General features: G+C 65.0%; 30 protein-coding genes and 2 pseudogenes. 18 read left to right on the top strand and 14 right to left on the bottom strand.

Features of this window, described 5'->3' with window-relative positions; all coding sequences use genetic code 11:
• The first annotated feature begins 155 nt into the window (after positions 1-155).
• A complete protein-coding gene (locus MB901379_RS04465) occupies positions 156-929 on the top strand; it encodes an SDR family NAD(P)-dependent oxidoreductase (RefSeq protein ID WP_158018937.1) in 774 nt (257 codons plus the stop codon).
• Positions 926-2,158: a zinc-dependent alcohol dehydrogenase gene (locus MB901379_RS04470; protein WP_158015542.1), complete on the top strand. Its 1,233-nt coding sequence runs from the start codon at positions 926-928 to the stop codon at positions 2,156-2,158. Before MB901379_RS04465 ends, MB901379_RS04470 begins: the two co-directional genes overlap by 4 nt.
• Here the strand turns inward: MB901379_RS04470 and MB901379_RS04475 are convergent.
• Positions 2,155-2,850 (bottom strand): class I SAM-dependent methyltransferase, encoded by a 696-nt coding sequence (locus MB901379_RS04475; protein WP_158015543.1) that lies wholly within the window; start codon positions 2,848-2,850, stop codon positions 2,155-2,157. The genes MB901379_RS04470 and MB901379_RS04475 overlap by 4 nt on opposite strands.
• A gap of 74 nt (positions 2,851-2,924) precedes the next feature.
• On the opposite strand from MB901379_RS04475, the gene MB901379_RS04480 reads away from it, so the two are divergent.
• Positions 2,925-3,791, top strand: a complete 867-nt coding sequence (locus MB901379_RS04480; RefSeq protein WP_158015544.1) for a helix-turn-helix transcriptional regulator — start codon at positions 2,925-2,927, stop codon at positions 3,789-3,791.
• On the opposite strand, the gene MB901379_RS04485 is transcribed toward MB901379_RS04480, so the two are convergent.
• Positions 3,792-4,457: an L-fuculose-phosphate aldolase gene (locus MB901379_RS04485; protein WP_158015545.1), complete on the bottom strand. Its 666-nt coding sequence runs from the start codon at positions 4,455-4,457 to the stop codon at positions 3,792-3,794.
• A complete protein-coding gene (locus MB901379_RS04490) occupies positions 4,454-5,443 on the bottom strand; it encodes an NAD(P)-dependent oxidoreductase (protein WP_158015546.1) in 990 nt (329 codons plus the stop codon). The genes MB901379_RS04485 and MB901379_RS04490 overlap by 4 nt, the downstream gene beginning before the upstream one ends.
• A 30-nt stretch (positions 5,444-5,473) precedes the next feature.
• Between MB901379_RS04490 and MB901379_RS04495 the strand changes: the two genes are divergently transcribed.
• A complete protein-coding gene (locus tag MB901379_RS04495) occupies positions 5,474-6,811 on the top strand; it encodes a xylulokinase (RefSeq protein WP_158015547.1) in 1,338 nt (445 codons plus the stop codon).
• A 155-nt stretch (positions 6,812-6,966) separates the two neighbouring features.
• Positions 6,967-7,629 carry a GNAT family N-acetyltransferase gene (locus tag MB901379_RS04500; protein WP_158015548.1) on the top strand — a complete coding sequence of 221 codons (663 nt, stop codon included), beginning with the start codon at positions 6,967-6,969 and terminating at the stop codon, positions 7,627-7,629.
• A 23-nt stretch (positions 7,630-7,652) separates the two neighbouring features.
• Here the strand turns inward: MB901379_RS04500 and MB901379_RS04505 are convergent, their stop codons facing one another.
• Together MB901379_RS04505 and MB901379_RS04510 are read right to left on the bottom strand one after the other, a co-directional pair.
• Entirely contained in the window at positions 7,653-8,579 is a 927-nt protein-coding gene (locus MB901379_RS04505; protein WP_158015549.1) for a class I SAM-dependent methyltransferase, read from the bottom strand.
• Complete coding sequence (locus MB901379_RS04510) at positions 8,566-9,516, bottom strand: class I SAM-dependent methyltransferase (protein ID WP_158018938.1); 951 nt, start codon at positions 9,514-9,516, stop codon at positions 8,566-8,568. The genes MB901379_RS04505 and MB901379_RS04510 overlap by 14 nt, the downstream gene beginning before the upstream one ends.
• A gap of 279 nt (positions 9,517-9,795) precedes the next feature.
• On the opposite strand from MB901379_RS04510, the gene secY reads away from it, so the two are divergent.
• From secY to MB901379_RS04550, 8 genes and pseudogenes are all read left to right on the top strand, one after another.
• The gene (secY, locus tag MB901379_RS04515; RefSeq protein ID WP_158015550.1) at positions 9,796-11,121 is read left to right on the top strand and encodes a preprotein translocase subunit SecY; all 1,326 of its coding nucleotides are present in this window, start codon (positions 9,796-9,798) and stop codon (positions 11,119-11,121) included.
• On the top strand, positions 11,118-11,663 hold the full coding sequence (locus tag MB901379_RS04520; RefSeq protein ID WP_158015551.1) for an adenylate kinase: 546 nt from the start codon (positions 11,118-11,120) through the stop codon (positions 11,661-11,663). Before secY ends, MB901379_RS04520 begins: the two co-directional genes overlap by 4 nt.
• A 2-nt stretch (positions 11,664-11,665) precedes the next feature.
• Positions 11,666-12,466, top strand: coding sequence for a type I methionyl aminopeptidase (gene map, locus MB901379_RS04525; RefSeq protein ID WP_158015552.1), 801 nt, complete (start codon positions 11,666-11,668; stop codon positions 12,464-12,466).
• A gap of 53 nt (positions 12,467-12,519) precedes the next feature.
• On the top strand, positions 12,520-13,053 hold the full coding sequence (locus MB901379_RS04530; RefSeq protein WP_158015553.1) for a sigma-70 family RNA polymerase sigma factor: 534 nt from the start codon (positions 12,520-12,522) through the stop codon (positions 13,051-13,053).
• Between the two features lie 89 nt (positions 13,054-13,142).
• Positions 13,143-13,904, top strand: a complete 762-nt coding sequence (locus MB901379_RS04535) for an anti-sigma factor (protein ID WP_158018939.1) — start codon at positions 13,143-13,145, stop codon at positions 13,902-13,904.
• A gap of 49 nt (positions 13,905-13,953) precedes the next feature.
• Positions 13,954-14,603 (top strand): annotated as a pseudogene (locus MB901379_RS04540) (thiamine pyrophosphate-binding protein); the annotation flags it as partial.
• A gap of 208 nt (positions 14,604-14,811) precedes the next feature.
• Positions 14,812-15,312, top strand: a complete 501-nt coding sequence (locus MB901379_RS04545; RefSeq protein WP_158015554.1) for a MarR family transcriptional regulator — start codon at positions 14,812-14,814, stop codon at positions 15,310-15,312.
• A 21-nt stretch (positions 15,313-15,333) separates the two neighbouring features.
• The gene (locus tag MB901379_RS04550) at positions 15,334-15,888 is read left to right on the top strand and encodes a TIGR03086 family metal-binding protein (protein ID WP_158015555.1); all 555 of its coding nucleotides are present in this window, start codon (positions 15,334-15,336) and stop codon (positions 15,886-15,888) included.
• On the opposite strand, the gene mmsB is transcribed toward MB901379_RS04550, so the two are convergent.
• The 9 genes and pseudogenes from mmsB to MB901379_RS04595 all read right to left on the bottom strand — a co-directional run bounded on the left by mmsB (position 15,885) and on the right by MB901379_RS04595 (position 23,902).
• Positions 15,885-16,766 carry a 3-hydroxyisobutyrate dehydrogenase gene (mmsB, locus tag MB901379_RS04555; RefSeq protein ID WP_158015556.1) on the bottom strand — a complete coding sequence of 294 codons (882 nt, stop codon included), beginning with the start codon at positions 16,764-16,766 and terminating at the stop codon, positions 15,885-15,887. The two genes, MB901379_RS04550 and mmsB, sit on opposite strands and share 4 nt — an antisense overlap.
• Before the next feature lie 12 nt (positions 16,767-16,778).
• Positions 16,779-17,939, bottom strand: coding sequence for an isobutyryl-CoA dehydrogenase (locus MB901379_RS04560; RefSeq protein ID WP_158015557.1), 1,161 nt, complete (start codon positions 17,937-17,939; stop codon positions 16,779-16,781).
• A gap of 5 nt (positions 17,940-17,944) precedes the next feature.
• Positions 17,945-19,465: a CoA-acylating methylmalonate-semialdehyde dehydrogenase gene (locus MB901379_RS04565; RefSeq protein ID WP_158015558.1), complete on the bottom strand. Its 1,521-nt coding sequence runs from the start codon at positions 19,463-19,465 to the stop codon at positions 17,945-17,947.
• A 59-nt stretch (positions 19,466-19,524) separates the two neighbouring features.
• Positions 19,525-19,900: pseudogene (locus tag MB901379_RS04570) on the bottom strand (ATP-binding cassette domain-containing protein); the annotation flags it as partial.
• Positions 19,901-19,997: 97 nt separating this feature from the next.
• Positions 19,998-20,480 carry a lipoprotein LpqH gene (locus tag MB901379_RS04575; protein WP_158015559.1) on the bottom strand — a complete coding sequence of 161 codons (483 nt, stop codon included), beginning with the start codon at positions 20,478-20,480 and terminating at the stop codon, positions 19,998-20,000.
• A 68-nt stretch (positions 20,481-20,548) separates the two neighbouring features.
• Complete coding sequence (rfbC, locus tag MB901379_RS04580; RefSeq protein WP_158015560.1) at positions 20,549-21,157, bottom strand: dTDP-4-dehydrorhamnose 3,5-epimerase; 609 nt, start codon at positions 21,155-21,157, stop codon at positions 20,549-20,551.
• Between the two features lies 1 nt (position 21,158).
• The gene (gene rfbB / locus MB901379_RS04585) at positions 21,159-22,154 is read right to left on the bottom strand and encodes a dTDP-glucose 4,6-dehydratase (protein ID WP_158015561.1); all 996 of its coding nucleotides are present in this window, start codon (positions 22,152-22,154) and stop codon (positions 21,159-21,161) included.
• Between the two features lie 10 nt (positions 22,155-22,164).
• Entirely contained in the window at positions 22,165-23,025 is an 861-nt protein-coding gene (locus MB901379_RS04590) for an LLM class F420-dependent oxidoreductase (RefSeq protein ID WP_158015562.1), read from the bottom strand.
• Between the two features lie 25 nt (positions 23,026-23,050).
• Positions 23,051-23,902, bottom strand: coding sequence for an LLM class F420-dependent oxidoreductase (locus tag MB901379_RS04595; RefSeq protein ID WP_158015563.1), 852 nt, complete (start codon positions 23,900-23,902; stop codon positions 23,051-23,053).
• A 254-nt stretch (positions 23,903-24,156) separates the two neighbouring features.
• Here MB901379_RS04595 and infA point away from each other — a divergent pair, with 254 nt between their 5' ends.
• The 5 genes from infA (at position 24,157) to rpsD (ending at position 26,161) form a co-directional block, all read left to right on the top strand.
• Complete coding sequence (gene infA, locus MB901379_RS04600) at positions 24,157-24,378, top strand: translation initiation factor IF-1 (protein WP_003418601.1); 222 nt, start codon at positions 24,157-24,159, stop codon at positions 24,376-24,378.
• 51 nt (positions 24,379-24,429) lie between these two features.
• Positions 24,430-24,543, top strand: coding sequence for a 50S ribosomal protein L36 (rpmJ, locus tag MB901379_RS04605; protein ID WP_003879483.1), 114 nt, complete (start codon positions 24,430-24,432; stop codon positions 24,541-24,543).
• A 193-nt stretch (positions 24,544-24,736) separates the two neighbouring features.
• Complete coding sequence (gene rpsM, locus MB901379_RS04610) at positions 24,737-25,111, top strand: 30S ribosomal protein S13 (RefSeq protein ID WP_036352829.1); 375 nt, start codon at positions 24,737-24,739, stop codon at positions 25,109-25,111.
• 6 nt (positions 25,112-25,117) lie between these two features.
• The gene (gene rpsK, locus MB901379_RS04615; protein ID WP_158015564.1) at positions 25,118-25,537 is read left to right on the top strand and encodes a 30S ribosomal protein S11; all 420 of its coding nucleotides are present in this window, start codon (positions 25,118-25,120) and stop codon (positions 25,535-25,537) included.
• Positions 25,538-25,555: 18 nt separating this feature from the next.
• Positions 25,556-26,161 carry a 30S ribosomal protein S4 gene (rpsD, locus tag MB901379_RS04620; protein ID WP_158015565.1) on the top strand — a complete coding sequence of 202 codons (606 nt, stop codon included), beginning with the start codon at positions 25,556-25,558 and terminating at the stop codon, positions 26,159-26,161.
• Positions 26,162-26,178 lie beyond the last annotated feature (17 nt).

Consider the following 26,178-nt stretch of genomic DNA (forward strand, 5'->3'; position numbering starts at 1 on the left):
AATAGTGGTTGACCGCAACGGCTTTGACTGGACGCAAAAGCCGTGTTGACACCCGGCAATGCGCGGTGCTGTCGATGCGGTCGGCCCCAGATTTTCGTCGCAAAACACACCCATTGTCGGGCGCCGCGGGGCAACCTTGAGGCATGTCGTACACGTTGGCTGGCAAGCGGGTATTGATCACGGGGGCTTCATCGGGGGTGGGGGCGGCCCTGGCCAGGCGGCTGGCGGCCCAAGATGCCGTGGTCGGACTGATCGCCCGGCGCCGGGAGCGGCTCGATGATGTCCTGGCCGATTGCCGAAGGACCTCGCCGCGGTCGGCGATGTGGGTCGCCGACCTGGCCGACACCTCGGCGGCCGGTAGGCTGGCCCTGCAGTCCTGGCATGCATTGGGCGGTATCGACGTCCTGGTGAACAATGCCGCAATCCCGAAGCGTAGGGCGGTGGCCGCGCTGAAGCCCAACGACGTGGAGACCGTCATGCGGGTCAACTTCTTTGCCCCGATGCGGATGACGTTAGCTCTGCTCCCGCGGATGTTGGCGCGCAAATCGGGCACCATCGTCAACGTGTCCAGTGTCGGTGGCCGACTCGGGATCATTCATGAATCCGCATATTGTGCAAGTAAATTCGCGCTGTGCGGTTGGAGTGAGGCGATGGCGGTCGACCTGGCGGGGACGGGCGTTTCGGTGAAGCTGATCCAGCCCGGCCCGGTTGACACCGAGATATGGGATCGGCCGGACAACGAGGAACCCCTCTACCGTGGCCCCAAGGTCGCGGCCGATCTGGTGGCCGACGAAATCATCGCCGCCCTCGGCAGCGACCGTTTCGAGCACTATCTGCCGGACATGATGTCCTTGAAAGACATTGTTGACGCCAAGAACGCCGACCTCGATGCGTTTATTGCCGGCGCCGCGGCTATGACCTGGCAATGAAGGCCTTGGTGTACGGGGTGCCGCCCGAGCCGTTCGAGATTCCCGATCAGGCTGGCCCGCTCGCGCACAATCTGGCTCACACCCCGACGGCACTGCGGGAACTCGACGATCCGCGTCCGCCACGACCGGACTGGGTGATTGCCCGGCCGCGGCTGACGGGTGTTTGTGGGTCGGACTCCAAGCAGATCCTGATGGACTTCGGCGAGGGCGACGCGGACAACGCCATGGCCGCGTTCTGTTCGTTTCCCCAAGTCATGGGTCACGAGGTGGTGGCCGATGTGGTCGAGCTGGGCCCCAAGGCACGCGGGTTGGCCGTCGGGCAACGGGTGGTGCTCAACCCGTGGCTCTCGTGTCAACCGCGTGGAGTCGAGCCGCCCTGCCCGGCCTGCGAAAGCGGCGATTACAGCCTGTGCTGGAGCTTTGCCGACGGCGACATCAAACCGGGCATCCATACCGGGGTGTCGGCCGATGTGACGGGCGGATACGCCGAATTGATGCCCGCTCACGACAGCATGTTGTTACCGGTCGCCGATGAGATACCCGACGAGGCGGCCGTATTCGCCGATCCGTTTTCGGTGTCCCTGCACGCGATCACCCGTCATCCGCCGCCCCGCTCCGGCCGCGCGTTGGTGTATGGCGCCGGATCGTTGGGATTGTGCGCGGTGGCGATCCTGCAAGCGCTGTACCCGGACGTGGCTGTGGGCGTCGTGGCACGTTTCCCCGCCCAGGCCGAGCTGGCCCGCCGGTTCGGGGCGGACCTAGTCCTGGCGCACGAGCCGCGCCTGGCCATCATCGAGGATCTTGTCGGCTGGGGCGGCGGTCGGCTGCGCCAGCCACTGTTGGGCCTGCCGATGGCGCACCCGGGCGCGGTGGAAGTCGTCTATGACACCGTGGGAAAGCCGGAGACTTTCGAAGTCGGGGTGCGAGTGCTGACCTCGCGCGGAACGTTGGTGAAGGCCGGTGTGCACGCCCCCGGGCGGTGGGAGTGGAGCCCGTTGTACTTCAAGGAGGTCAGCTGGGTCGGGTCAAACGCGTTCGGTGTCGAGGAAGTTGAGGGCAAGCGTCAGCATGCCATCGCCCATTACCTCGATCTGGTCGCTGCCGGCCGGCTGGATTTGCGGCCCATGCTCACCCATACCTTCCGGCTGGAACGGTGGCGCGACGCCTTGCTCGCGATCGCCAACCAGGCCGAGAGCGGCGCAGTCAAGGTGGCGTTCGACCAGCGTTAGGCGGATGCCGATGCCGGTGCCGGACGGATGGCGCGGTAGTAAACCAGCCGCCCGAGAACAACGTGCCGCTGGGCGGCGACTTCGGCAACGTCGAACCCCGCCGCGCGCAGCAGCCGCGGAATCGAGTCTCCTAGGTTGCCGGCGGCGTGGTGGCAGTGCATGATGAGGCGCGACGCGAGGCCGTCGCGTGCGGTCATGTCCCCGCCGATATCCACCAGGTGAAGGCTGCCGCTGGGCCGCAACACACGGAATATCTCTTGTGCCGCAATTGGTTTCTTTTCATTGTCGATGTGGTGCAGCATCATTGATGACAGCACGCGGTCGAACTCGGCGTCGCCGTATGGTAGTTGCTGAGCGTAGCCGCGATCGAACCGGATCCCGCTGACCAGGCGTGCTTTTCGTCGCGCCCGATGCAGTGCCAGCGGATCAGGGTCGGAACCTACGGCCTCGACCGAGGGGTGTGCGCGTTTGACTCGAAGTGTGAGATTCCCGGTACCGCAGCCGATCTCCAAGATTCGCTGACCCTCGACGACTTCGGCCTGCGCGATGAGTCGCCGATAGACCTTGTTCATGCCCAGCAAACCGGCCAACAGATCGTAGCCGGGCAGCAGTGCGTCATGACCGGCGGCCGGAAGATAGTCGCGGTGGTCGCTCTTGTTACCACCGTCAGGATATGGATTATTTTTGGTCATATGTCTCATTGTGGATGGTTGCTGCAGCGACTAGTTGGGTGATATTCGATGAAACTAGGACTATCTTTGGCGAGGTGACGCACGCTGCCCGGCTCATCCGCCACCGCAGTGGCATTCCCGTCTACCAATACCGCACCGATCCGGATATTCCCCCGGTATCCGTAGTCCGATCTGGCCGTGAAGAGCTCATCGAACGTCGTCGCCATATTCACGATTTCCCGGCGCTGTGGTACGTCCGCACGGCGGGCGTGGTCTACGTGGCGGCGGCCGGCGATGTGCTCGAGCCGGAAACAATCGATCCCATTTCAGACGGGGTTGCGGTGTTCTTCGATCCCGCGGTTCTAGGCGAGGATGCGCGATCGCCGTGGCCGTCGTGGCGAACGCATCCGCTGCTCTTCCCGTTCTTGCATGGACGCGCCGGTGGGATGCTGCGGCTCAACGTTCCTCGGTCTCGACGAGCGTTGTGGGATAACGTGATCCGGTCGATCGAGACTGAGCTGTCGGCACGGCAGGAGGGTTATCGGCAAGCGGCGTTGGCGCACTTGACGCTGCTGCTCATCGAGTTGGCGCGGCTGGCTGGCGACATCGTGGGGGATCTGCAGCGCAGCAGCGAACCGCTGCTGGCCCAAGTCTTTGCGGTGATCGACCGGCGCCGCGGTGAGCCATTGTCTTTGCGTGACGTGGCGCGTGAAGTGGGCCTGACGCCGGGACATCTGACCACGATGGTGCGCCGCCGCACCGGACGGACCGTGCAGGAGTGGATCATCGAACGCCGCATGGCCGAGGCTCGAGACCTGTTGGCCAAGACGGATCTTCCGATCCGCGCGGTGGCCAGCCGGGTTGGGATACCGGATCCGGGGTACTTCAGTAGGCTCTTCAGCCGGGCGCACGGCACCTCGCCGCGTCGGTGGCGTGGTCGGCCGGACCCGACCCCGGGCTAGCTACATCGGGTTGGCCCGCACGTAGGCATACACGCCGGCGAAGTTGCGGTTCACTTCTTCGGGTATAGGCACCGGTCCACCGAGAGCCCTAGCACCCCAGATGATTTGGGCAGTACGCTCAACCAAGGCGGTGACGTGCAGAACCTTATCGGGACGGGGCCCGACCGCCACCAGCCCGTGGTTGGCGATCAGCGCGGCGGCGCGGCCTTCGAGCGCTTTGACCGCGTTGCGGCCGACGTCGGGCGTGCCGGACGCGGCGTACTCGGTACAGCGAACGTCGCCGCCGCAATAGACCGCGAACTCGTCGATGCACGCCGGGATCGGTTGGTGCGCGATGGCGAACATCGTCGCCCACACCGGATGGCTGTGGATGACGCTGCCGATGTCGTCGAATGCCTGATAGCAGGCCAGGTGCAGCTTCATTTCTGTCGATGGTGCGCGCCCGCCCTGGGCGTGCAGCACCGTACCGTCGGGGTCGACCAGCACCAGATCGTTGAGTTCCATATCCGCGTAGTCGACCGACGAAGGCGTGATGACCAGGTTGCCGTCGGAGCGCCGAGCGGAGATGTTGCCCGCGGTTCCCTCAACCAGGCCCCGGCGCAGCATGTCCTTGGCCGCCGCCAACACCGCGGCCTCGGGGTTGGCGACGGATGTTGCGGATGTCATGAGCCGAGCACCTCCGGGTTGACGATGTGAGCGGGCCGGTCGCCGCGCAGTAGTGCCTCCAGGTCGTCGGCGACCATCTGCGCCTGCCGGGCTTCAGTGTTCCAGGTGGCCCCACCGATGTGGGGCGTCAGCACCACGTTGGGCGTGGTCGCCAGCGGGTGATCGGTCGGCAGCCATTCCCCGACGAAGTGGTCCAGGCCGGCGGCCGCCACCTTGCCCCTGCGCAAGGCCCCTACCAGTGCGTCGGTGTCGTGCAGTTGGGCCCGGGCGGTGTTGAGGAAGACGACGCCGTCGCGCATCGATGCGAACTGCTTGGCGCCGATCATCCCGATCGTGTCGTCGGTGACCGGCGCGTGCAGGGAGACGACGTCCGATTCAGCCAGCAGCTGGTCCAGGGTATGCTGCGCGTCCTCGCAGTACGGATCGCACGCGACGACCTGTAGGCCCAGCCCGGACAAGCGCCACCGGGTAGCTCGACCAACCGCTCCCAGACCCACCAGCCCGGCGGTCAGTCCCGCGATCTCCCACCCGCGGAATCGCTGATAAGGGATGGTCCCGTCGCGAAATATATTGCCGGATCGGGTATCTGAATCTGCGGCCAGCAGATGGCGGGTGGTGGCCAATAGCAGTGCCACCGTCATCTCGGCGACCGCATCGGCATTGCGGGCCGGGGTCTTCAGGACCGGAATCCCGGCCGCGGTGGCGCCGGCGATGTCGACGTTGTTGGGATCCCCGCGGGTGGCAGCGATGGCCCGCAAGCCCAGCTCGAATACCGGCCCACTGGCCGAGTCTGCTTCCACCACAACGATATCGGCTCGTTCGGTCACTATCCGAGCGGCCAACTGCTCGGCACCGTAGATGCGCAGTGGGGCCTGGTCGCGTTCGCCGATCCATGGGTCGTAGACCACATCGGCCAGTTGCCGGAGCTTCACCAGCCCCGGTCCACGAAGTGGGGCCGTCACCAGGGCTCGCGGTCGAGACGTCACGTATGTCAATGCTGGCGTACCGTGGCGCCCGTGTCACGCGAAGACGTCACAATCGGTATTGACGTGGGCACTACCGCGGTCAAAGCGGTGGTGGCCGACGGGGACGGCAAGGTGACGGCGCGGGTGCGGATTCCCCACGAGCTACGGGTACCCGCCCCGGACCGGTTCGAGCACGACGCCGACGAGGCGTGGCGGCGCGGTCCGATGGCGGCCCTGGACCAGCTGGTGGGCCCTAACGTCAAAGCGGTCGCCGTATCGGCCATGGTGCCCTCCGTGACCGCCGTCGATTCCACGGGCCGGCCCCGCACGCCCGGACTGTTATACGGCGACGGCAGGGGACGGGTGCCCGGTGCGGCCCAGCAGCCGCTGCCGGCGGTGGGCGAAGCCGCCGAGTTCCTGCGCTGGATGGCCGCGGAGGCTCCCGATGCGGCCGGCTATTGGCCGGCACCGGCGGTAGCCAACTATGCGCTGGGCGGCGAAGCGGTAATCGACTTTGCCACGGCCATCACCAGCCTTCCCCTGTTCGATGGGACGGGCTGGAATCCGCGCGCCTGTGCTGATTGCGGGGCCAGCGTTGATCAAATGCCGCGGGTGGAGACCTTCGGCTCGGCCATCGGACAGGTGCGCGGCAGCGATGCGGTCCTAGGCGCCGGCGCTATCGATGCGCTGTGCGAGCAGATCGTGTCGGGCGCTGACGGCAACGGTGACGTGCTGGTGCTGTGTGGGACCACCCTGATCGTGTGGATCACCAGCCCTCAAGCCCGGGAAGTGCCCGGCTTGTGGACCATTCCTCACACGGCGCCCGGTAAGAGTCAGATCGGCGGTGCCAGCAACGCCGGCGGACTGTTTCTCGGCTGGGTGGATCGGGTTCTCGGACCCGGTGATCCGGACACGGTCGATCCGCGTCGGGTACCGGTCTGGTTGCCTTACATACGCGGGGAGCGCACGCCGTTCCACAATCCGGATCGCCGTGCGATGCTTGACGGCCTGGATCTCACGCACGACGCCGCATCGCTGCGGCGGGCGGCCTTCGAGGCTTCGGGCTTCGTCGTACGGCACCTGCTCGAGCTGAGCGGCGCGCCCGTCGCGCGCATCGTCGCATCCGGTGGTGGCACCCGCGTCGAGCCCTGGATGCGGGCCATCGCCGAGGCGACCGGTCGGCCGGTGCAGGTGTCTCGGGTTCCCGAGGGAGCGGCGCTGGGAGCGGCTTTCCTCGCCCGCATGGCGGCCGGGCTGGAATCGTCGATCGCCGACGCCGACCGCTGGGCCTCGGTCGAGCGCGTCGTGCAACCGCGGCCGGAATGGGTGCGCCCGACCGCGGACCGGTACCGCCGGTTCCTCGAGCTCAGCGGATCGCGGCTGGCCTGAGCGGGGCCGGATCGGCTAAATCGTTGCACGGCAAGCAAGTTGATGGCCGAGCCCGGGCGCAACCTCGACCTTCTGGGCGGGACGAAACATCTTTCCCCAACCGGCACTGGCATGAGGGTGGCGCAATACCCGGGGTGGCGTTCTACGCTTATGCAATGACAGACCACGACCAAACCGCAGCCCGTCGCGAGATCGCAGATGCCCTGCTCGCCGCACTCGAACGTCGGCATGAGGTCGCCGACGCCATAGTCGAGGCCGAGAACAAGGCCGCCGCGGTCGAAGCAATCGTGACGTTGCTGGGCACCTCCCACTTGGCTGCCGAAGCGGTCATGAGTATGTCGTTCGACCAACTCACCCAGGACGCGCGCACCAGGATCATCGCCGAGCTCGACGACCTGAACAAGCAGCTGAGCTTCACGCTGAAAGAACGCCCGGCCAGCTCCGGTGAGAGCCTGGAGCTGCGGCCCTTCTCCGCCGAGGACGACCGGGACATCTTCGCCACGCGGACCGAGGAAATGGGTGCCGGGGACGGCTCCGGCGGTCCCGCAGGCAACCTCGACGACGAGATCAGGTCGGCACTGGCCCGCGTCAAAGACGAAGAGGCCGCATGGTTTGTCGCCATGGACGCCGGGGAGAAGGTCGGCATGGTGTTCGGCGAGCTGGTCCACGGAGAGGTAGACGTCCGAATTTGGATACACCCCGCGCACCGCAAGAAGGGCTACGGCACCGCAGCGCTGCGCAAGTCGCGGTCGGAGATGGCCTGGGCATTCCCCGCCGTTCCCATGGTGGCCCGGGCGCCCGCTGCCCATCCCGCGTAGTGGTGGGGCGGCGGAGCCGCGGCCTAGCCGCGGTTTTCGAACGTAGCGGTGACGGCGGTCATGTTCCGCAGCTGGGGCATCTCGTCGTCGGGGAACACGCGACCGTAATCGGCGAATAACTCCCGGCGTGGCCGCGTGGAAACCTGCCAGCGGTGAGCGGTCAGATAGTCGACCACGTTGCTGCGCTCGCCGTCGTAGAACAGGCCCGACAGGTCGATGTCACAACCCAGTCTGGCCCAACGATCGTTGAACTCCTGGGCGCGTTGGGTCAAGGTCCATTCGGAATCGGGATGGAATTCGGTGGCCAGCTGGCTTCCCGGTGCGCTTAGCGCGGTGATGTTGTCAAAGAGCCGATCCTGGGCGGCGGGCGGAAGGTACATCAGCAATCCTTCGGCGCTCCAGGCGGTCGGTTGTGTGTCGTCAAATCCGCTGTGTCGCAAGGCGGCAGGCCAGTCGTCGCGCAGATCGATGCTGACGGTTCGCCGCTGGGCCGCCGGGATGGCGCCCAAAGCCGCCATCGTGGTGTTTTTGAATTCGACAACCTCGGGCTGATCGACTTCATAGACCGTGCTGCCGCTGGGCCAGGGCAACCGGTAGGCCCGCGTGTCGAGTCCGGCGGCCAAAATGACCGACTGGCGAACACCGGCGCGGGTGGCGTCGAGGAAAAAATCGTCGAAGAAACGGGTCCGTACCGCGATTGAATCGGTCATGAGCTGCAAGTTGCGTTCGTGGTCCGCACCGCGGTCGGGCGCCTGCGAGAGTGGCCTTTTGCCATCGACCAGGCGGGTGAAAAAGTCGAGACCGACCGCCCGCACCAGCGCCGCGGCGAAGGTGTCGTCGATGATCGGGTTGGCCTCCTCGGTGGCCACTGCGCGGGCTGCGGCGACCATGGTGGCGGTGGCGCCGACGCTGGACGCCAGATCCCAGCTGTCTTGATCAGTGCGTGTCATCGCCGGCCTTTTCTGCGGTGAGATAGACGACCTCGCCGAACGGTGCATCGTCGCCGTCGAGCGGCTGCAGGCCGTGGTGGGCGAACAGTTCTGCGTTGCTGACGCTGGCGATCTGCCAGCCACGGGCACCCAGATAGGTTCCCGCGTCGGTGCGGTCGTCGAAATAGATGAGGGCCGCCATGTCGAGATTGAAGCCATGCCGATTCCATCGCTCGTTCTGACGTTGCATGCGGCGCCGTAGTTCTGCTTCGTTAATGTCGTTGACGTCGAGTAGGCCCTCGGTGGCGAACCGACTACCTGGCGCGCTTTGTGTGGTGATCTGATCGAGCAGCCGGTCCTGGGCGTCGGCCGGCAGGTAACCCAGCAGCCCCTCGGCGATCCAGGCGGTCGGTGCCGAGGGGTCGAAGCCAGCCTTGTGCAGCGCCGCCGGCCAGTCATCGCGCAAATCGACCGCCACTGTGCGCCGATCTGCGGTGGGTTGGGCGCCTAGCCGCGACAACGTCGCGGTCTTGAACGCGATCACCTGGGGTTGATCGACTTCGAACAGCGTGGTGCCCGGTGGCCAGGACAGCCGGTATGCGCGGGAGTCCAGCCCGGAAGCCAAGATGACTGCTTGCCGGATGCCGGACTTTGTCGCGCCGAGGAAGAAATCATCGAAGAATCGGGTACGGATGGCCATCGCGGCGCCGAAATGGCGCGTGCCGTTGGCGGTTTCTTCATCGAGATCAGCGGCATCCAGCTCGCCGGTGGCCATCCGGGTGAAGAAGTCGACACCCACCGCACGCACCAGCGGCTCGGCGAAAGGGTCGGTGGCCACGGCGCCGGCTCCTTCGGGGTCGCGCGCGGCGACTGCGCGTGCCGCCGCGACCATGGTGGCCGTCAAGCCGACGCTGGACGCCAGATCCCAACTGTCACCGTCGAAGCGCGCGCTGCCCATCTGCGTCATTACGACACCCCCAGCTTGATATTTAGTCGAAATAAAGATCTATCGAAACTGTACGCCTAAACGATGCGTCGCCGCGCCACCATGGCGACCCGCAAAGGACCTGCCCAGGCCAGCTGTTAGTCTCGTACACGGTTTGACGCGCTGTAATGAGTCGGACCGTACGTCCTGGCCTGCGGGTGTTGGGCGCGTGAACGCAGTACTAGCAGATGCCGGACAGACCAAGCCCGGTTGGCATGACGCGGACCAGAGTTCGGCTGCGCAGGAGGAAGAGTGCTTTCGGCTTTCATCTCATCGCTGCGTACAGTCGACCTGAGGCGGAAGATCTTCTTTACGCTGGGCATTGTCGTGCTCTACCGATTGGGTGCCGCACTGCCATCGCCCGGCGTCGACTTCCCCAACGTCCAGCAGTGCATCAAAGAAGCTAGCAGCGGTGAAGCCGGACAGATCTACTCGTTGATCAACCTGTTCTCCGGTGGCGCGCTGTTGAAGCTCACCGTGTTCGCGGTGGGCGTGATGCCCTATATCACCGCGAGCATCATCGTGCAGCTGTTGACCGTGGTCATTCCGCGGTTCGAAGAACTGCGCAAAGAGGGGCAAGCCGGCCAGGCGAAGATGACGCAGTACACGCGTTACCTGGCGATCGCTCTGGCCGTTCTGCAGGCCACCAGCATCGTGGCGTTGGCGGCCAATGGGGGGTTGCTGCAGGGCTGCTCGCTGGACATCATCGCCGACCAGAGCATCTTCACCCTGGTGGTCATCGTGTTGGTGATGACGGCCGGCGCCGCGCTGGTGATGTGGATGGGCGAACTGATCACCGAACGCGGTATCGGCAACGGCATGTCGCTGCTGATCTTCGTCGGTATCGCCGCCCGCATCCCGGCCGAAGGACATCAGATCCTGGAAAGCCGCGGCGGCGCCATCTTTGCGGCGGTCTGTTTGGCGACCCTGATCATCATTGTCGGCGTGGTGTTCGTCGAGCAGGGCCAGCGCCGGATCCCGGTGCAATACGCCAAACGTATGGTGGGCCGGCGCATGTATGGCGGAACCTCGACCTACTTGCCGCTCAAGGTCAACCAGGCCGGTGTTATCCCGGTGATCTTCGCGTCTTCGCTGATCTATATTCCGCATCTGATCACCCAGCTGGTCCGCAGTGGTAGTGGCGGTGTCGGACACAGCTGGTGGGACAAGTTTGTCGGCACTTACCTGTCCGACCCGAGCAATCTCGGCTATATCGCTATCTACTTCGGGCTGATCATCTTCTTCACCTATTTCTATGTGTCGATCACGTTCAACCCCGACGAACGTGCCGACGAGATGAAGAAGTTCGGCGGCTTCATTCCCGGAATCCGCCCTGGCCGGCCGACTGCCGACTATCTGCGCTATGTGCTGAGCCGGATTACCCTGCCGGGTTCGATCTACCTTGGCGTGATCGCGGTGTTGCCCAATCTGTTCCTCCAGATCGGCAACAGCGGAGGGGTCCAGAACCTACCCTTCGGGGGTACGGCGGTCCTGATCATGATCGGGGTCGGTTTGGATACGGTCAAACAGATCGAGAGTCAGCTCATGCAGCGCAACTACGAAGGATTCCTCAAGTGAGAGTCGTTTTGCTAGGACCGCCAGGGGCGGGCAAGGGGACGCAAGCCCAGAAGCTGGCCGAAAAGCTGGGGATCCCGCAGATCTCCACTGGGGAACTGTTTCGGCGAAACATCGAGGAAGGCACCCCGCTCGGGGTCCAAGCCAAGCGCTACCTGGACGCCGGTGACTTGGTGCCGTCCGATCTGACCAACCAACTCGTCGACGATCGGCTGAATCAGGCGGACACGGCCGCCGGTTTCATCCTGGATGGGTATCCGCGCTCGGTCGAACAGGCCAAGGCGCTGCACAAGATGCTGCAACACCGGGGGACCGACATCGACGCGGTTCTGGAGTTCCGGGTATCGCAGGAGGAGTTGTTGCAGCGGCTCAAGGGCCGGGGTCGCGCCGATGACACCGACGAGGTCATCCTCAACCGGATGAAGGTCTACCGCGATGAGACCGCGCCGCTGCTCGAGTACTACAGCAGTGAGCTGAAGACCGTCGACGCCATCGGCACCCTGGACGAGGTTTTCGCGCGCGCGTTGCAGGCGCTGGGGAAGTAACGATGCGCGCCTTGGCGCGGCTGCGCACCCGTCGAGTCGTGCCCCAACGCACCCCCGGCGAGCTCGATGCGATGGCCGCTGCGGGGGCGGTCGTGGCGGCCGCGCTCAAGGCGGTCCGCTCGGCCGCGGTTGCCGGGGTGTCCAGCCTGAGTCTGGATGAGATCGCCGAGTCGGTGATCCGTGACGCCGGCGCTACCCCGTCGTTCCTGGGCTACCACGGTTACCCGGCATCGATCTGCGCTTCGGTCAACGACCGGGTGGTTCACGGGATCCCGTCCGCCGCTGAGATCCTGGCGCCGGCTGACCTGGTCTCCATCGACTGTGGCGCGATTCTGGACGGTTGGCACGGCGACGCGGCGATAACCTTCGGGGTCGCAGCCCTGACCCCAGCTGACGAGGCGCTGTCGGGAGCGACCAAGGCGTCGCTGGAGGCGGGCATTGCCGCCATGGTGGTTGGCAATCGGTTGACCGACGTCGCGCATGCCATCGAAACGGGTACCCGTGCCGCAGAGATCCGTTACCAACGCTCATTCGGGATCGTGGAAGGGTACGGAGGCCACGGGATCGGCCGCCAGATGCACATGGATCCGTTCCTGCCCAACGAGGGCGCTCCGGGACACGGGCCGGCGTTGGCCGTCGGTTCGGTGCTGGCCATCGAACCGATGCTGACGCTGGGGACCAGCAAGACGACGGTTCTGGGCGACAAGTGGACGGTCATCACCGCCGACGGATCGCGTGCGGCACACTGGGAACATACCGTGGCGGTAACCGAGAACGGACCGCGAATCCTAACCCTCGGTTAACCGGCTGAACCAAACGCCTACTCGACTCGTGTTCAGGAGCGGGAGGTGATGCAGTGGCTGCTATCGCCGGCGGCGGGGCTGCTGAAGCCGCATTGATGCAGGCGCTCTACGACGAGCATGCCGCCATACTGTGGCGCTATGCCCTGCGTCTAACCGGCGACGCGAGTTATGCCGACGACATCGTCCAGGAGACGCTGCTGCGTGCCTGGCAGCATCCGGAGGTCGTTGGCGATAGCGGGCGATCAGCACGCGCGTGGCTGTTCACCGTCGCTCGCAACATGATCATCGACGACCGGCGCAGCGCGCGGTACCGCTATGTCGTCGGCTCGACCGATGCCGAAGGAGCGCCGGAGCAATCCGCGCCGGACGATGTGAACGCCGCGCTGGACCGGCTGTTGATCACCGAAGCGATGGCCCAATTATCCGCCGAGCATCGTAGCGTGATCGAGCGTTCCTATTACCGCGGCTGGTCCACCGCACAGATAGCTCAGGATTTGGACATCGCCGAAGGAACAGTGAAGTCGCGCTTACACTATGCGGTGCGGGCATTGCGGCTCACTCTGCAGGAACTTGGAGTCACACGATGACGGCGGTGCTCATTCGGCGGAGCTTTTCTGCAGAACCATCCGCGCTACTAGCGGCTACGAATACTTGAGGACGACGGGAGATGAATGACATGAGGACACCGCTTGGGGGACTCGGTCCGCCCGGTGACTTCGAGGTACCTCACTTGTCTACGGGTGACCACCACTATTCCACGTGGGATGCCGCCTACGTGCTCGGTTCACTGTCGGCGGCCGACCGCCATGAATTCGAGGCGCACATGGCCGACTGCTCGCAGTGCCGCGCCGCCGTCGCCGAACTCTCGGGTGTGCCCGCCCTGCTTTCCCAGCTCAATCTCCAAGACGTTGCCGCGATTGGTCAGTCTGGCCCGGGAGCGGGCACAGCGTCGACGGCACAGCAGATGTCGCCGCAATTACTGCCGTCGTTGCTGGCGACCGTGCGGTGGCGCCGTCGCCGTGCCCGCGTGGCAACCTGGGTGGCCTCGTCTGCGGCCGCATTGATTCTGGGAATCGGTGTGCTGGTTGGGGTGCAGAGTCATTCCTCAGCTCCGTCGCCGGCTACCGCGTCCGCGCAGCCGATGGCGCAGGTCGGGACGCACCTGTTGGCATCGACGGTGTCGGTCAGCGGGATGCATTGGGGGACTTTCATCAATCTGCAGTGTGTCTGCCTGGCTCCGCCGGATGCCCACCATGACACGCTGGCGATGGTGGTAGTGGGTCGCGATGGCAGTCAGACCCGGCTCGCGACGTGGGTGGCCGAGCCCGGTCACACCGCAACACCTGCCGGTAGCATTTCTACACCGGTTGACCAGATCGCCTCCGTGCAGGTGGTTTCGGCCGACACCGGGCAGGTTCTGCTGGAGCGTTCTTTCTGAAGTCGCCACCCGCGGTGAACGGAAGTTCGCCGCGGGTCGTGTTACTGGCATGCCCAGGAAACACCGGGTGGTACGACGACATTGTCGACTACCTCGCGGCAGTTGGAGTCGACCACATCTTTGGTGTGGACGGCGCCAACATCGAAGATCTCTACGACGCCGCGCACTTTCAGCCGTCGATCACCGCGGTGCTGGCCAAACACGGGTTCTCCGCCACCACGATGGCTGACGGCTATAGCCGCAGCGGGGCCGGGGCAGGCTTGGGGCTAGGAGTGGTGGCGGCGACCTCCGGGGGCGGCGCACTGAACATCGTCGCGGGCCTCGGCGAGGCGCTGGCAAGGCCGCGTTCCGGTGTTGGCCCTGGTCGGTCAACCCGCCACGACAATGAACGGCCTGGGCAGCTTTCAGGACACCAGCGGCCGCAACTCGGCATTGGATGCCGAAGCGGTGTTTTCGGCGGTGTCGCTGAGCTGCGAGCGGGTGCTCACGCCGGCGAGCATCGTCACCGCGCTGCCGCGCGCCATCGCCGCCGCGCACGCCGGTGGTCCCGCGGTGTTGTTGCTGCCCAAAGACATTCAGCAAGGACTTGTGGATATTCCAGGTCGTCGGTCAGCAACGCCGAACCTGCGACCCATCGGCGATCCGCACCCCATCGCGCGGGCGCTGCGCCACGCTTGTGGTCCGGTCACCATCGTTGCCGACTCGCACGCAAACTTTCTATACCTGCCGTCGAGGGGTCGGCAGTGGCGCGACGAGTTGGCCGATACGGTTATGCAGGTCCGCCTCTATGAGGACGTCGGCGCGCGCATCACCGTGGGTCGCCGCGCGTCGACCCAGGCGGTGCTGTCCACCGTGGGAAAGTCGGTGGTCGTATCCGAATGCTGACGTTTGTGCGGTAAGAAAGAGTGTGACCCCGGACAAGAAGCGCGACCCCATCGCTGCGGCGCGGGCCAACTGGGAACGCGGCGGTTGGGGTGAGGTCGCGCCGGGCATGGTCGCGGTGACATCGGTGATGCGCGCCCATCAGATTCTGCTGGCCCGCGTCGAGGCGGCGCTACGTCCTTACGACCTGAGTTTCTCCCGCTTCGAACTGCTTCGGTTGCTGGCCTTCAGCCGTACCGGAGGGTTGCCCATCACCAAAGCCTCCGACCGACTACAGGTGCACGTCACCAGCGTCACCCACGCGATCCGCCGGCTAGAAGCCGACGGGCTGGTGCGGCGAGTTCCGCACCCCACCGACGGCCGGACCACCCTGGTGCAGATCACCGAATTGGGTCGCTCCACGGTGGAGGACGCTACCGTCACGCTCAACGAACAGGTGTTTGCCGACATCGGGATGTCGGCGGACGAATCCGAAGCGTTGGTGTCGTCGATCGAAACGTTACGGCGCACCGCCGGCGATTTCTGACAAGCACGGAGAGGCAGGATCATGGACCCACTTGTTGCGCACCAGCGTGCCCAGGATGCGTTCGCCGGCGTGCTCGCTCACGTGAGCTCCGATCAGCTCGGCGGCCCAACGCCCTGCTCGCAATGGACGATCGGCGATCTGATCGAGCACGTTATCGGCGGCAACGAGCACGTCGGGATATGGGCTGGCGGGACCGATAGCCCTACGGCTCGGCCCGGCGACCTGGTTGCGGCACACCGGGCCTCGGCCGCAGCCGCCCAGCAGGTCTTCGCCGCGCCGGATGGCATGTCGACGCCGTTCAAACTGCCGTTCGGGGAGGTGCCCGGGCAGGTCTTCATCGGGATGCGCACCAGCGACGTGTTGACCCACGCGTGGGATCTCGCGGTTGCCAGCGGTCAGTCGCGCGACCTTGATCCCGAGTTGGCGACCGAGCAGCTCGCCGCGGTCCGCGGCTTTGTGGTGCCCCAGTTTCGTGGGCCAGGCAAACCGTTTGGGGACGAGCAGCCGTGCTCGGCGCAGCGCTCACCGGCCGATCAGCTGGCGGCATTTCTGGGCCGAAAGGTGGAAGAGAACTAGCCGCGCAGCATCTCGATCACGGCGCTGAAGTCCTTATCGGCGTGGGCGGCGGCAAATTTCGCATAGATCTCGGCGGCATGGCTGCCCAGCGGTGCCGATGAACCGGTCGAGGCCACCGCGTCCATCGCCAGATCCAGGTCCTTGTTCATCAGCGCGGTGGCGAACCCCGGCTTGAAGTCGTTGTTGGCCGGCGATGTCGGCACCGGTCCGGGCACTGGGCAATTGGTGTGTACCGCCCAGCAATTGCCGGTCGCACCGGTGATGACGTCGAAAAGCGACTGTGCCGCGAGCCCGAGCTTCTCGGCCAGTACGAACGCCTCGCCGATCGCGATCTGTTGCACCGCCAACACCATGTTGTTGCACACCTTGGCGGCCTGGCCCGCGCCGGCCGCGCCGCAGTGAATGACCTTGCCCGCCATGGGCTCTAACACTGGCCGAGCCCGTTGCAGGGCAGCCTCATCGCCGCCGACCATGAACGCCAGCGTGCCAGCCGCCGCACCCTTGACCCCGCCGGAGACCGGTGCGTCCAGTTGCGCCATGCCGTGTGATTCGGCCAAGGCGTGTACCTCGCGAGCGTCGGTAACCGAGATCGTCGAGCTGTCGATGAACAGCGCACCCGGTTGTGCGGTTGGCAGCACCTCGGCGTAACAGCGCTTGACCAGCTCACCGTTGGGCAGCATGGTGAGGACCACGTCGGCGCCGGTCACCGCCGCGGCGGCGCTGTCGTGCACCGATGCGCCGCCCGCAGCCGCGGCCGCCGCCGCGGCGGGCACCGGGTCGAACCCGCGCACGGTATGGCCGGCGCCAACCAGATTCGCCGACATCGGCGCGCCCATGTTGCCGAGCCCTAAGAACGCGATTTGGCAGGACTTGGACATTAGGTCCCTTTCCTAAGCGTTGGCGCGAAACCGTGCGGCCTCGGCACGACCGATGACTACCCGCATGATCTCGTTGGTCCCTTCCAGGATTCGATGGACCCGCAGGTCGCGGATGATCTTCTCGAGACCATACTCGCGCAGGTAGCCGTAGCCGCCGTGGAGCTGCAGCGCCTTGTCGGCGACGTCGAAGCAGGTGTCCGTGACGTAGCGTTTGGCCATCGCGCACAGCTCGACCTTGTCGGCATCGTCCTCGTCCAGTGCGTTTGCCGCCCGCCACAACAACATTCGCGATGTCTGCAATGCGGTGGCCATATCGGCCAAGGTGAACCGGACGGTCGGCTCGTCGAGGAGGCTGGTGCCGAACGCCTGCCGATCACGCACATAGGCGCCGGCCTTGTCAAAGGCCGCCTGGGCGCCGCCGAGCGAGCAGGCCGCGATGTTGAGCCGGCCACCGTTGAGTCCGCTCATCGCGATTCCAAAGCCGGCGCCTTCGCCGTCGATGCCGCCGAGCATCGCGTCGGCGGGTACCCGAACCCCATCCAGCACCACCTGCGCAGTGGGTTGTGCGTGCCAGCCCATCTTCTCTTCGAGAGCGCCGAAACTCATTCCCGGAGTGCCATTTTCGACGATGAAAGCGGAGATGCCACGTGGACCCTCACCGCCGGTCCGTGCCATCACCACGTACACATCAGATGTGCCTGCACCGGAGATGAACTGCTTGACGCCGTCGAGCACATAGTCTGAACCCTGCTGGACCGCGCGGGTGCTCAACGCGCTGGCGTCCGACCCGGCGCCGGGCTCGGTGAGACAGTAGCTGGCGATGACATCCATTGTGGCCAGCCGCGGGATCCAATCCTTACGCTGTTCGTCGGTGCCGAAGCAGTCGATCATCCACGCACACATGTTGTGGATGGACAGGAAGGCGGCGGTGACCGGGTCGGCGATCGCCAACTGCTCGAAGATGCGCACCCCATCGAGCCGGCGCAGACCGCTGCCGCCCACGTCGTCACGGCAGTAAATGGCCGCCATCCCCAGTTCGGCGGCTTCGCGTAGCACGTCGACCGGAAAATGCTTGCTGGCATCCCATTCCAGCGCGTACGGGGCCAGTCGTTTGGCCGCGAATGCGGCCGCGGTCTCGGTGATCACCCGTTCGTCGTCGTTGAGCGTAAACATTGCGCTTATTTCATTGTTGGGATCACGAATTCGGCCCCGTCTTTGATGCCGGACGGCCACCGAGAGGTGACGGTCTTGACCTTGGTATAGAACTGGATCGATGTCGGGCCGTGTTGGTTGAGGTCGCCGAAGCCCGAGCGCTTCCAGCCGCCGAAGGTGTGATACGCGACCGGGACAGGGATCGGGACGTTGACGCCGACCATGCCCACCTGTACCCGGGACACGAAGTCGCGAGCGGTGTCGCCGTCGCGGGTGAAGACCGCGACACCGTTGCCGTACTCGTGCTCCGAGGGCAGCCGCAACGCCTCTTCGTAGTCGTGGGCGCGGACCATGCACAACACCGGACCGAAGATCTCATCGGTGTAGATGGACATATCGGGAGTGACGTGGTCGAACAGGGTCGGGCCGATGAAGTAGCCCGCTTCCAGGTTCGCGTCACCGAATGCCAGATCGTCACTGGCCCGCTCTCGGCCGTCTATCACCAGTTCGGCGCCGGTTGCGACGCCCTGACCGATGTAGTCGCGTACCCGGGTGAGTGCGGCCTCGGTGACCAACGGGCCGTAATCGGCCTTGGGGTCCAGACTGTGCCCGACCCGCAGGTTGTTGATACGTTCAACAAGTTTGGCGCGCAGCCGATCCGCTGTTTGTTCACCAACCGGCACCGCGACGCTGATTGCCATGCAGCGTTCGCCCGCACTGCCGTATCCGGCGCCGATCAGTGCGTCGACAGCCTGGTCGAGGTCGGCGTCCGGCATCACGATCATGTGGTTCTTGGCGCCGCCGAAGCATTGCGAACGCTTGCCGGTGGCCGCGGCACCGGAGTAGATGTATTGGGCGATGTCGGAGCTGCCAACAAAGCCGACCGCTTTGATGTCGGGGTGATTCAGGATGGCGTCGACGGCTTCCTTGTCACCGTGCACGACTTGGAAGACGCCGGGGGGCAGGCCCGCCTCAACGAAGAGCTCGGCCAATCGCAGCGGAACCGACGGGTCACGCTCACTGGGTTTGAGGACGAAGGCATTTCCACATGCCAGTGCGGGTCCGGCTTTCCACAGCGGGATCATCGCCGGGAAGTTGAACGGGGTGATGCCCGCGACCACGCCGAGCGGCTGCCGCAGCGAGTACACGTCGATGCCCGGACCGGCGCCCTCGGTGTATTCGCCCTTGAGCAGGTGGGGGATGCCGATGCAGAACTCGATCACCTCGATGCCGCGCTGGATGTCACCGCGAGCGTCCGGCAGCGTCTTGCCGTGCTCACGGGACAGCAGCTCGGCGAGCTCGTCCGTGTTGTCGTTGACCAACTCGATGAATCGCATCAGCACCCGCGCGCGACGCTGTGGATTCCAAGCCGCCCAACCTATTTGGGCTTTTGCGGCGCCTGCGACCGCGGCGTCGATGTCGGCCTGTGCCGCCATGGCCACCTTCGCCTGGACCTGGCCGGTGTTGGGGTCGAGGACGTCGGCGGTGCGGGCCGACTGGCCCGGGGTGCGGTGTCCATCAATGAAATGCGGAATTTGTGTGGTCATGGCTTTCCCGTGGAGGTCGTCAATTCTGGGAGAATACTTGCATATCCTAGTAACTGTGGTCGCGGATGCGCAAGGGCGTTCTCCCGCACCGACAGGGTCGGCGGCAGGTTGAAGAATTGAAATACGAATCCCACGTGACGATGCCGAAACTCGGACTGTTGGTCTTCGCTGAGGCGGTCGATGCCCGCACCGTCGAAAACGATGGACCCAGAATCGGGGGAGTCCAACGCGCCGAGCAGGCGTAGCAACGTGCTCTTGCCCGCCCCCGAGGGCCCGACGATCGACACGAATTGGCCACCCGCCAACTGCAGACTGATTTGTCAATCGCCCGCACGGTTTGCTCGCCGAGCCGATCTCGCGCACCACTTCCCGCTGCTCGACCGTTGGTGCCCTTCCACCGGCCGAAAGACCCTGCGTGTGTTGTCCGCGGGCCATATCGGGATAACAAGCCCGGCCCGGGCTCGGTTTGACGCCGCAGAGGTGCGCCCGCGCGACGGCGCCCGGTTACCCGATCCGCTGATCTCCCGGCGGCCTAGGGGCAGGTGGCGTCGACTTCGAAGGCCTTGCTGACCTGCTGCCCCGCGTTATCAACGCCGGTCGCGGTGCCCTTGATCTGGTAGCTACTGCCATTCTTGGTCGCCGTGGCGGTGTTGCCGGGGGCGCCCTCGGTGAAGCTCATGACCACACCGTCGACCGTGCCGAGCCCAGCGGTATGGACCACCGATGCATCCTGTTCCAGGCCGACGATCACGCCGGTGACCATGTCGCCGACCGCGATGGAAAACCGTCCCTCGTTGGTCGCGCACACCACCGGGCCGCTGACGTTTTGCGGTTGGCCGCCGATGATGACCCGCGTTTCACCGGCCGCGGCGGGGGTGGTGCTCGACGCGGACGGGTCAGCGGAACTACTCGATGTGCTCGACGAGGGCTCGGACGACTTGGTCTCGTTGGAGCACCCGGCAGCGCCGCCAACCAGGGCTGCCGCGCCCAACGCGATGAGCAATTCACGCGTCACGACATTCTCCTTCGGGTAGGTCTGTTGAAGCAGTATGAACGCTCGATTCGCGGCCGTACAGATGTCTGCTAGCTATCGCGCAGGGCGTCAATAAACTGGCGGGTCTCTTCCCAGGTTGGCAAGATGCCGGACGCGCGCACTTCGTCGAAGCTGGGGGCTGCGGCATCACGGTCGGAGAGCCTGGGCGCCGCGCCGTTGACCAGCGGCCAGTCGATCGCCAGCGCCGGATCCGTGGCGCAAATGGCGTGTTCTCGCTCCGGGTCATATTCCGCCGAGCACAGATACATCACAGTCGAATTGTCTTCCAGTGCAAGGAAACCATGTGCGAGGCCCTCGGAGATATAAACCGAACGTCGATCCCGGGCATCTAGCATAACTGCGTCCCAGCGGCCGAATGTTGGTGAGCCCAAACGAATATCGACGACAACATCAAATATTGAGCCAGTCACGCAGGTCACATACTTGGCCTGGCTCGGCGGCAGTTGAGCGAAATGTAGGCCGCGAACCACGCCTAACGATGACACCGAGCAGTTGGCTTGTCGCACGTCGAATCGGTGGCCCGTGAATCCGATAAACCCGCGCTGAGTGAGCCATTCGAAAAACATTCCTCGAGAATCCTTGAGGATCGTTGGGGTGATCTCCCAGGTGCCGGGAACGCTGAGCTCGCGTACTTTCATCTCACTGGCCGCGCTCTTCGTAGCGTGCCTCCGCGGCATCTTTCAATGGACGCCACCAGGATTCGTTGTCCCGGTACCACTCGATGGTGGCGCGCAATCCCTCGTCGAAGTCGGTGTGCTTTGGTGCCCAGCCTAATTCGTCGTAGAGCAAGGATGGGTCGATCGCGTAACGCAGGTCATGCCCGACGCGGTCCACGACGTGGTCGAAATCGTCGGGATCGCGACCCATTATTCGCAGCAGCGTGCGGAGCACGGTCAGATTGTCGCGCTCGCCTTCGGAACTGATCAGGTAGGTTCGCCCGAGCTGGCCTTTCTCCAAGATGCGCCGGACCGCGCTGTTGTGGTCGTCGACGTGGATCCAGTCACGGACGTTGGCTCCGCTGCCGTAGAGCTTGGGGCGCCGGCCAGTGAGCACGTTGGTGATCTGGCGCGGAATGAACTTCTCGATGTGCTGATACGGACCGTAGTTGTTCGAGCAGTTCGAGATGGTTGCGCGCACGCCGTAGGACCTCACCCAGGCTCGGACCAGCATGTCTGCGCCGGCCTTGGTCGCTGAGTAGGGACTCGACGGGTTATAGGGCGTCGACTCGGTGAACCGCTGGCGGTGGTCGAGTTCCAACTCGCCGTAGACCTCGTCGGTGGAGATGTGGTGGAGCCGCACGTCGTGGCGCCGTACCGCCTCCAGGATGGTGAAGGTCCCAATCACGTTGGTGCGCACGAACGGATTCGGGTCATCCAGTGCGTTGTCGACGTGAGACTCGGCCGCGAAGTGAACCACCGCATCGGATTCGGCAACCAACGTCGAAACCAGCTCGGCGTCGGTGATGTCCCCCTCCACCAGCCGGATGGCACCCTCGACATCGGCCAGCGACTCGCGCCGGCCCGCGTAGGTCATGGCGTCCAGCACCGTCACTGCGTCGGCGGGATATTCACGCAGGGTGCTGTGCACGAAGTTGGCGCCGATGAAGCCGGCTCCACCGGTGACTAGCAGCCGCATGGGTCAAACCCTAACGGGTGAGTTCAAGTGCTCCTGCCAGGTCGGTCAGTGCGGGCACCAGCTTTTCGTCGCGGGAGCCTCGGAGCACCTGGATAGCCACGTGGTCGGCGCCGGCTTCCAGGTGCTCGTTGAGGCGTCGCACGATGGCTTCGGGGGTGCCATAGGCCACCAGCGCGTCGATCAGTCTGTCGCTGCCCGGCTTGCGGACGTCGTCCTCGGTGAACCCCAGCTTTAGCCAGTTGTTCACGTAGTTGCTCAGCCCTAGGTAGAAGTCGATGAACTTGCGCCCGACCGCACGGGCTTCGGCGGCGTCCTCGGTGAGGACGACCTTGTGCTCCGGCGCCAGGAACACCGTATTGCCCACCAGTTGGCGCGCCTTACCCGTGTGTTCGGGTGGGGTCAGATACGGGTGGGCGCCGGCGCTGCGTTGCGCCGCCAGGCGCAGCATCTTGGGGCCCAATGCCGCGAGCACCCGGCGGCTGTCCGGCACCATCGCCTGGTCGATGTCATCCAGGTAGGCCACCAGCGCGTCGTAGGGCTTCCGGTATTCCTGGCTGTGCTCGGGGTGGCCTACCCCGATGCCCAGCACAAACCGTCCCGGATGGGCACTTTCGATGCGTTGATAGGACGCTGCGACCTCGCGGGCCGGTGCTGACCACACGTTGACGATCCCGGTGGCTATTTGCAGCGACGTGGTCTTATTCAGGGCGGGTTCGACCCACGCCAGGTCCGCATCGGGTGATGCACCGATCCATGCGGCGCCGTAGCCCAACGATTCGATCTGCCCCGCCAACTCGGGGCTGAGAGATCGGGTGCCCAGCCAGACGCCGAACCGGCCCAGGTCGGGTTTCAGTGATGCTGACTCAGTCATTGGGTCTGGATACCCCGTTTCCAGTTCAGGTGCGGGCCAACCCTAGTGGCCCGGCCAGTTCGGCGAGTGACTGGACCAGGTTCTCACTTCTGGTGAGAACCTGGACGGGGACGTGGTCGGCGCCGGCGTCGAGGTGTTCGCGCAGTCGTGCCGCGATGGCATCGGTGGTGCCGTAGGCGACCACGGAATCGACCAGGCGGTCGCTGCCGGGACGCGCGACATCGTCGTCACGGAAACCCATCCGCTTCCAGCTATTGAGGTAGTTGGCAAGGTTGAGATAGATGTCGAGGGCCTTACGGCCCACGGCCCGCGCTTTTTCCGGATCGGTGGTCAGTACGACCTTGTGTTCGGGTGCTAGCAACGCCGACGGGCCGATGAGCTCGCGGGCCCGGGCGGTGTGTTCGGGCGTGGTCAGGTAGGGGTGTGCGCCGGCGCTGCGCCGCGCCGCAAGCCCCAGCACGTGCGGCCCCAGCGCCGCCACGACCCGGCGATTGGCCGGAACACCGTAATCGTCCAGTCGGTCGAGGTAGTCCACCAGGGCGTCGTAGGGCTTGCGGTACTCGGTGGTCGCCTCGGGATGGCCAACGCCGACACCGAGCAAGAAACGCCCGGGATAGGCCGCCTCGATCCGGTGAAACGACTCCGCCACCGGTTTGGCGGGCGCCGACCAGATGTTGACGATGCCCGTGGCCACCTGCAAGGTGGTCGTCGCCTCGAGGATGGGCTCGACCCAGGCCAGCTCGGCGGGAGGCGAGCCGCCCACCCAGACCGCCCCGTAGCCCAGGGCTTCGATTTGCTTGGCCTGCGCTGGGGTGACGCCCCGCCCGAACGATCCGAACCGGCCTAGATCGGGCTTGCTGACGGTTGACGCGGTCATGGTTGGACCAACTCGGTGGGGGCCTCGCTCTATTCCGTGTCTATTCGGTGCCCTAGCCGTGTGCTAGGCCGATGCTGATGGTTTTGCGTGAGGAAGGGCGATGCGGGTAAGGTGGACCAACGGTGCGGCGTCCGTGCCGGCTTCTGGCGTGCCCAGTCCTGGAATTTCCACCACCGGTTCACGTTTAGTAGTCGTAGTGCGTGCTGCGCCGAACCGGGTGCACCGACGAGACAGAGAAGGATCGCCACAAGGTAATGGCCAAGAAGGACGGTGCCATAGAGGTCGAGGGTCGCGTGGTCGAGCCCCTGCCCAATGCGATGTTCCGCATTGAGCTGGAAAATGGCCACAAGGTGCTCGCCCACATCAGTGGCAAGATGCGGCAGCACTACATCCGCATCTTGCCGGAGGACCGTGTGGTCGTGGAGTTGTCACCGTACGACCTGTCCCGCGGCCGCATCGTGTACCGCTACAAGTAGCGGCGACGACACCTAAAGAGAAGCCCAGAGAAGAACAGGACCGAGACTGCCGTGAAGGTGAACCCGAGCGTCAAGCCGATCTGTGACAAGTGCAGGGTGATCCGTCGGCACGGGCGGGTCATGGTGATCTGCTCCGATCCGCGCCACAAGCAACGACAGGGTTAGTCCGTTCGGACCGCCCGACCACCCAATACAACTGAATGCAGACCTCCCAGCACCAATGAGCGGCTGGCATCAAATGAGATGGGTCAGCTCATCTACGCCCGGACGGAGGCCGGGCCCCGTGTCCAAGTGGATTTTTTGGGCAGGGAACGGACTGGGAAAAGACCTCCGCTGAGATCAAGAGGAAACGCCACCTATGGCTCGACTAGTAGGCGTCGATCTGCCGCGTGATAAGCGGATGGAGATCGCGCTGACCTACATCTTCGGCATCGGCCGTACCCGCTCGAATGAGATTTTGGCCGCCACCGGCATCGATAAGGACCTGCGTACCAAGGACCTCACCGATGATCAGCTGACCCATCTGCGCGACTACATCGAAGCGAACTTGAAGGTCGAGGGTGACCTGCGCCGCGAGGTGCAGGCCGACATCCGCCGCAAGATCGAGATCGGCTGCTACCAGGGTCTGCGGCACCGCCGCGGCCTGCCGGTGCGCGGCCAGCGCACCAAGACCAACGCGCGGACCCGCAAAGGCCCCAAGCGCACCATCGCAGGCAAGAAGAAGGCCAGGTAAACCCCGATGCCACCAGCAAAAAAAGGGCAGGCAACGTCCGCTAAGAAGGGGCAGAAGACTCGCCGCCGGGAAAAGAAGAATGTGCCGCACGGTGCCGCGCACATCAAGAGCACGTTCAACAACACGATCGTGACGATCACCGACCCGCAGGGCAACGTCATCGCCTGGGCGTCGTCGGGTCACGTCGGCTTCAAGGGATCCCGCAAGTCAACACCGTTCGCCGCGCAGCTGGCCGCGGAGAATGCCGCGCGCAAGGCCCAGGAGCATGGGGTGCGCAAGGTGGACGTGTTCGTCAAGGGGCCGGGTTCGGGCCGCGAGACCGCGATCCGGTCGTTGCAGGCAGCTGGCCTGGAGGTCGGCGCGATCTCCGATGTCACCCCGCAGCCGCACAACGGTGTCCGCCCGCCCAAGCGTCGGCGCGTCTAGGTCTAGGAGGACATACCAATGGCTCGTTACACCGGACCCGTCACTCGCAAGTCGCGCCGGTTGCGCACCGACCTCGTCGGCGGCGACCAGGCCTTCGAGAAGCGTCCCTACCCGCCCGGCCAGCATGGCCGTGCACGCATCAAGGAAAGCGAATATCTGCTGCAGCTGCAGGAGAAGCAGAAAGCCCGCTTCACCTATGGCGTGATGGAAAAGCAGTTCCGCCGCTACTACGAGGAGGCCGTGCGCCAACCGGGCAAGACCGGTGAGGAACTGCTGCGGATTCTGGAGAGTCGGCTGGACAACGTCGTGTACCGCGCCGGGTTGGCACGTACCCGCCGGATGGCCCGCCAGCTGGTCAGCCACGGGCACTTCAGCGTCAACGGCGTGCACGTCAATGTCCCCAGCTACCGGGTCTCGCAGTACGACATCATCGACGTGCGGGACAAGTCGCTGAACACGGTGCCGTTCCAGATCGCGCGGGAGACCGCCGGGGACCGCCCCATCCCGTCCTGGATACAGGTCGTCGGCGAGCGCCAGCAGATCTTGATCCACCAATTGCCCGAGCGTGCCCAGATCGATGTGCCGCTCACCGAGCAGCTGATAGTCGAGTACTACTCGAAGTAACGCACAGTCTTCCGCTG

Origin of the sequence: Mycobacterium basiliense (assembly GCF_900292015.1) — a bacterium.
GTDB classification, from domain to species: domain Bacteria; phylum Actinomycetota; class Actinomycetes; order Mycobacteriales; family Mycobacteriaceae; genus Mycobacterium; species Mycobacterium basiliense.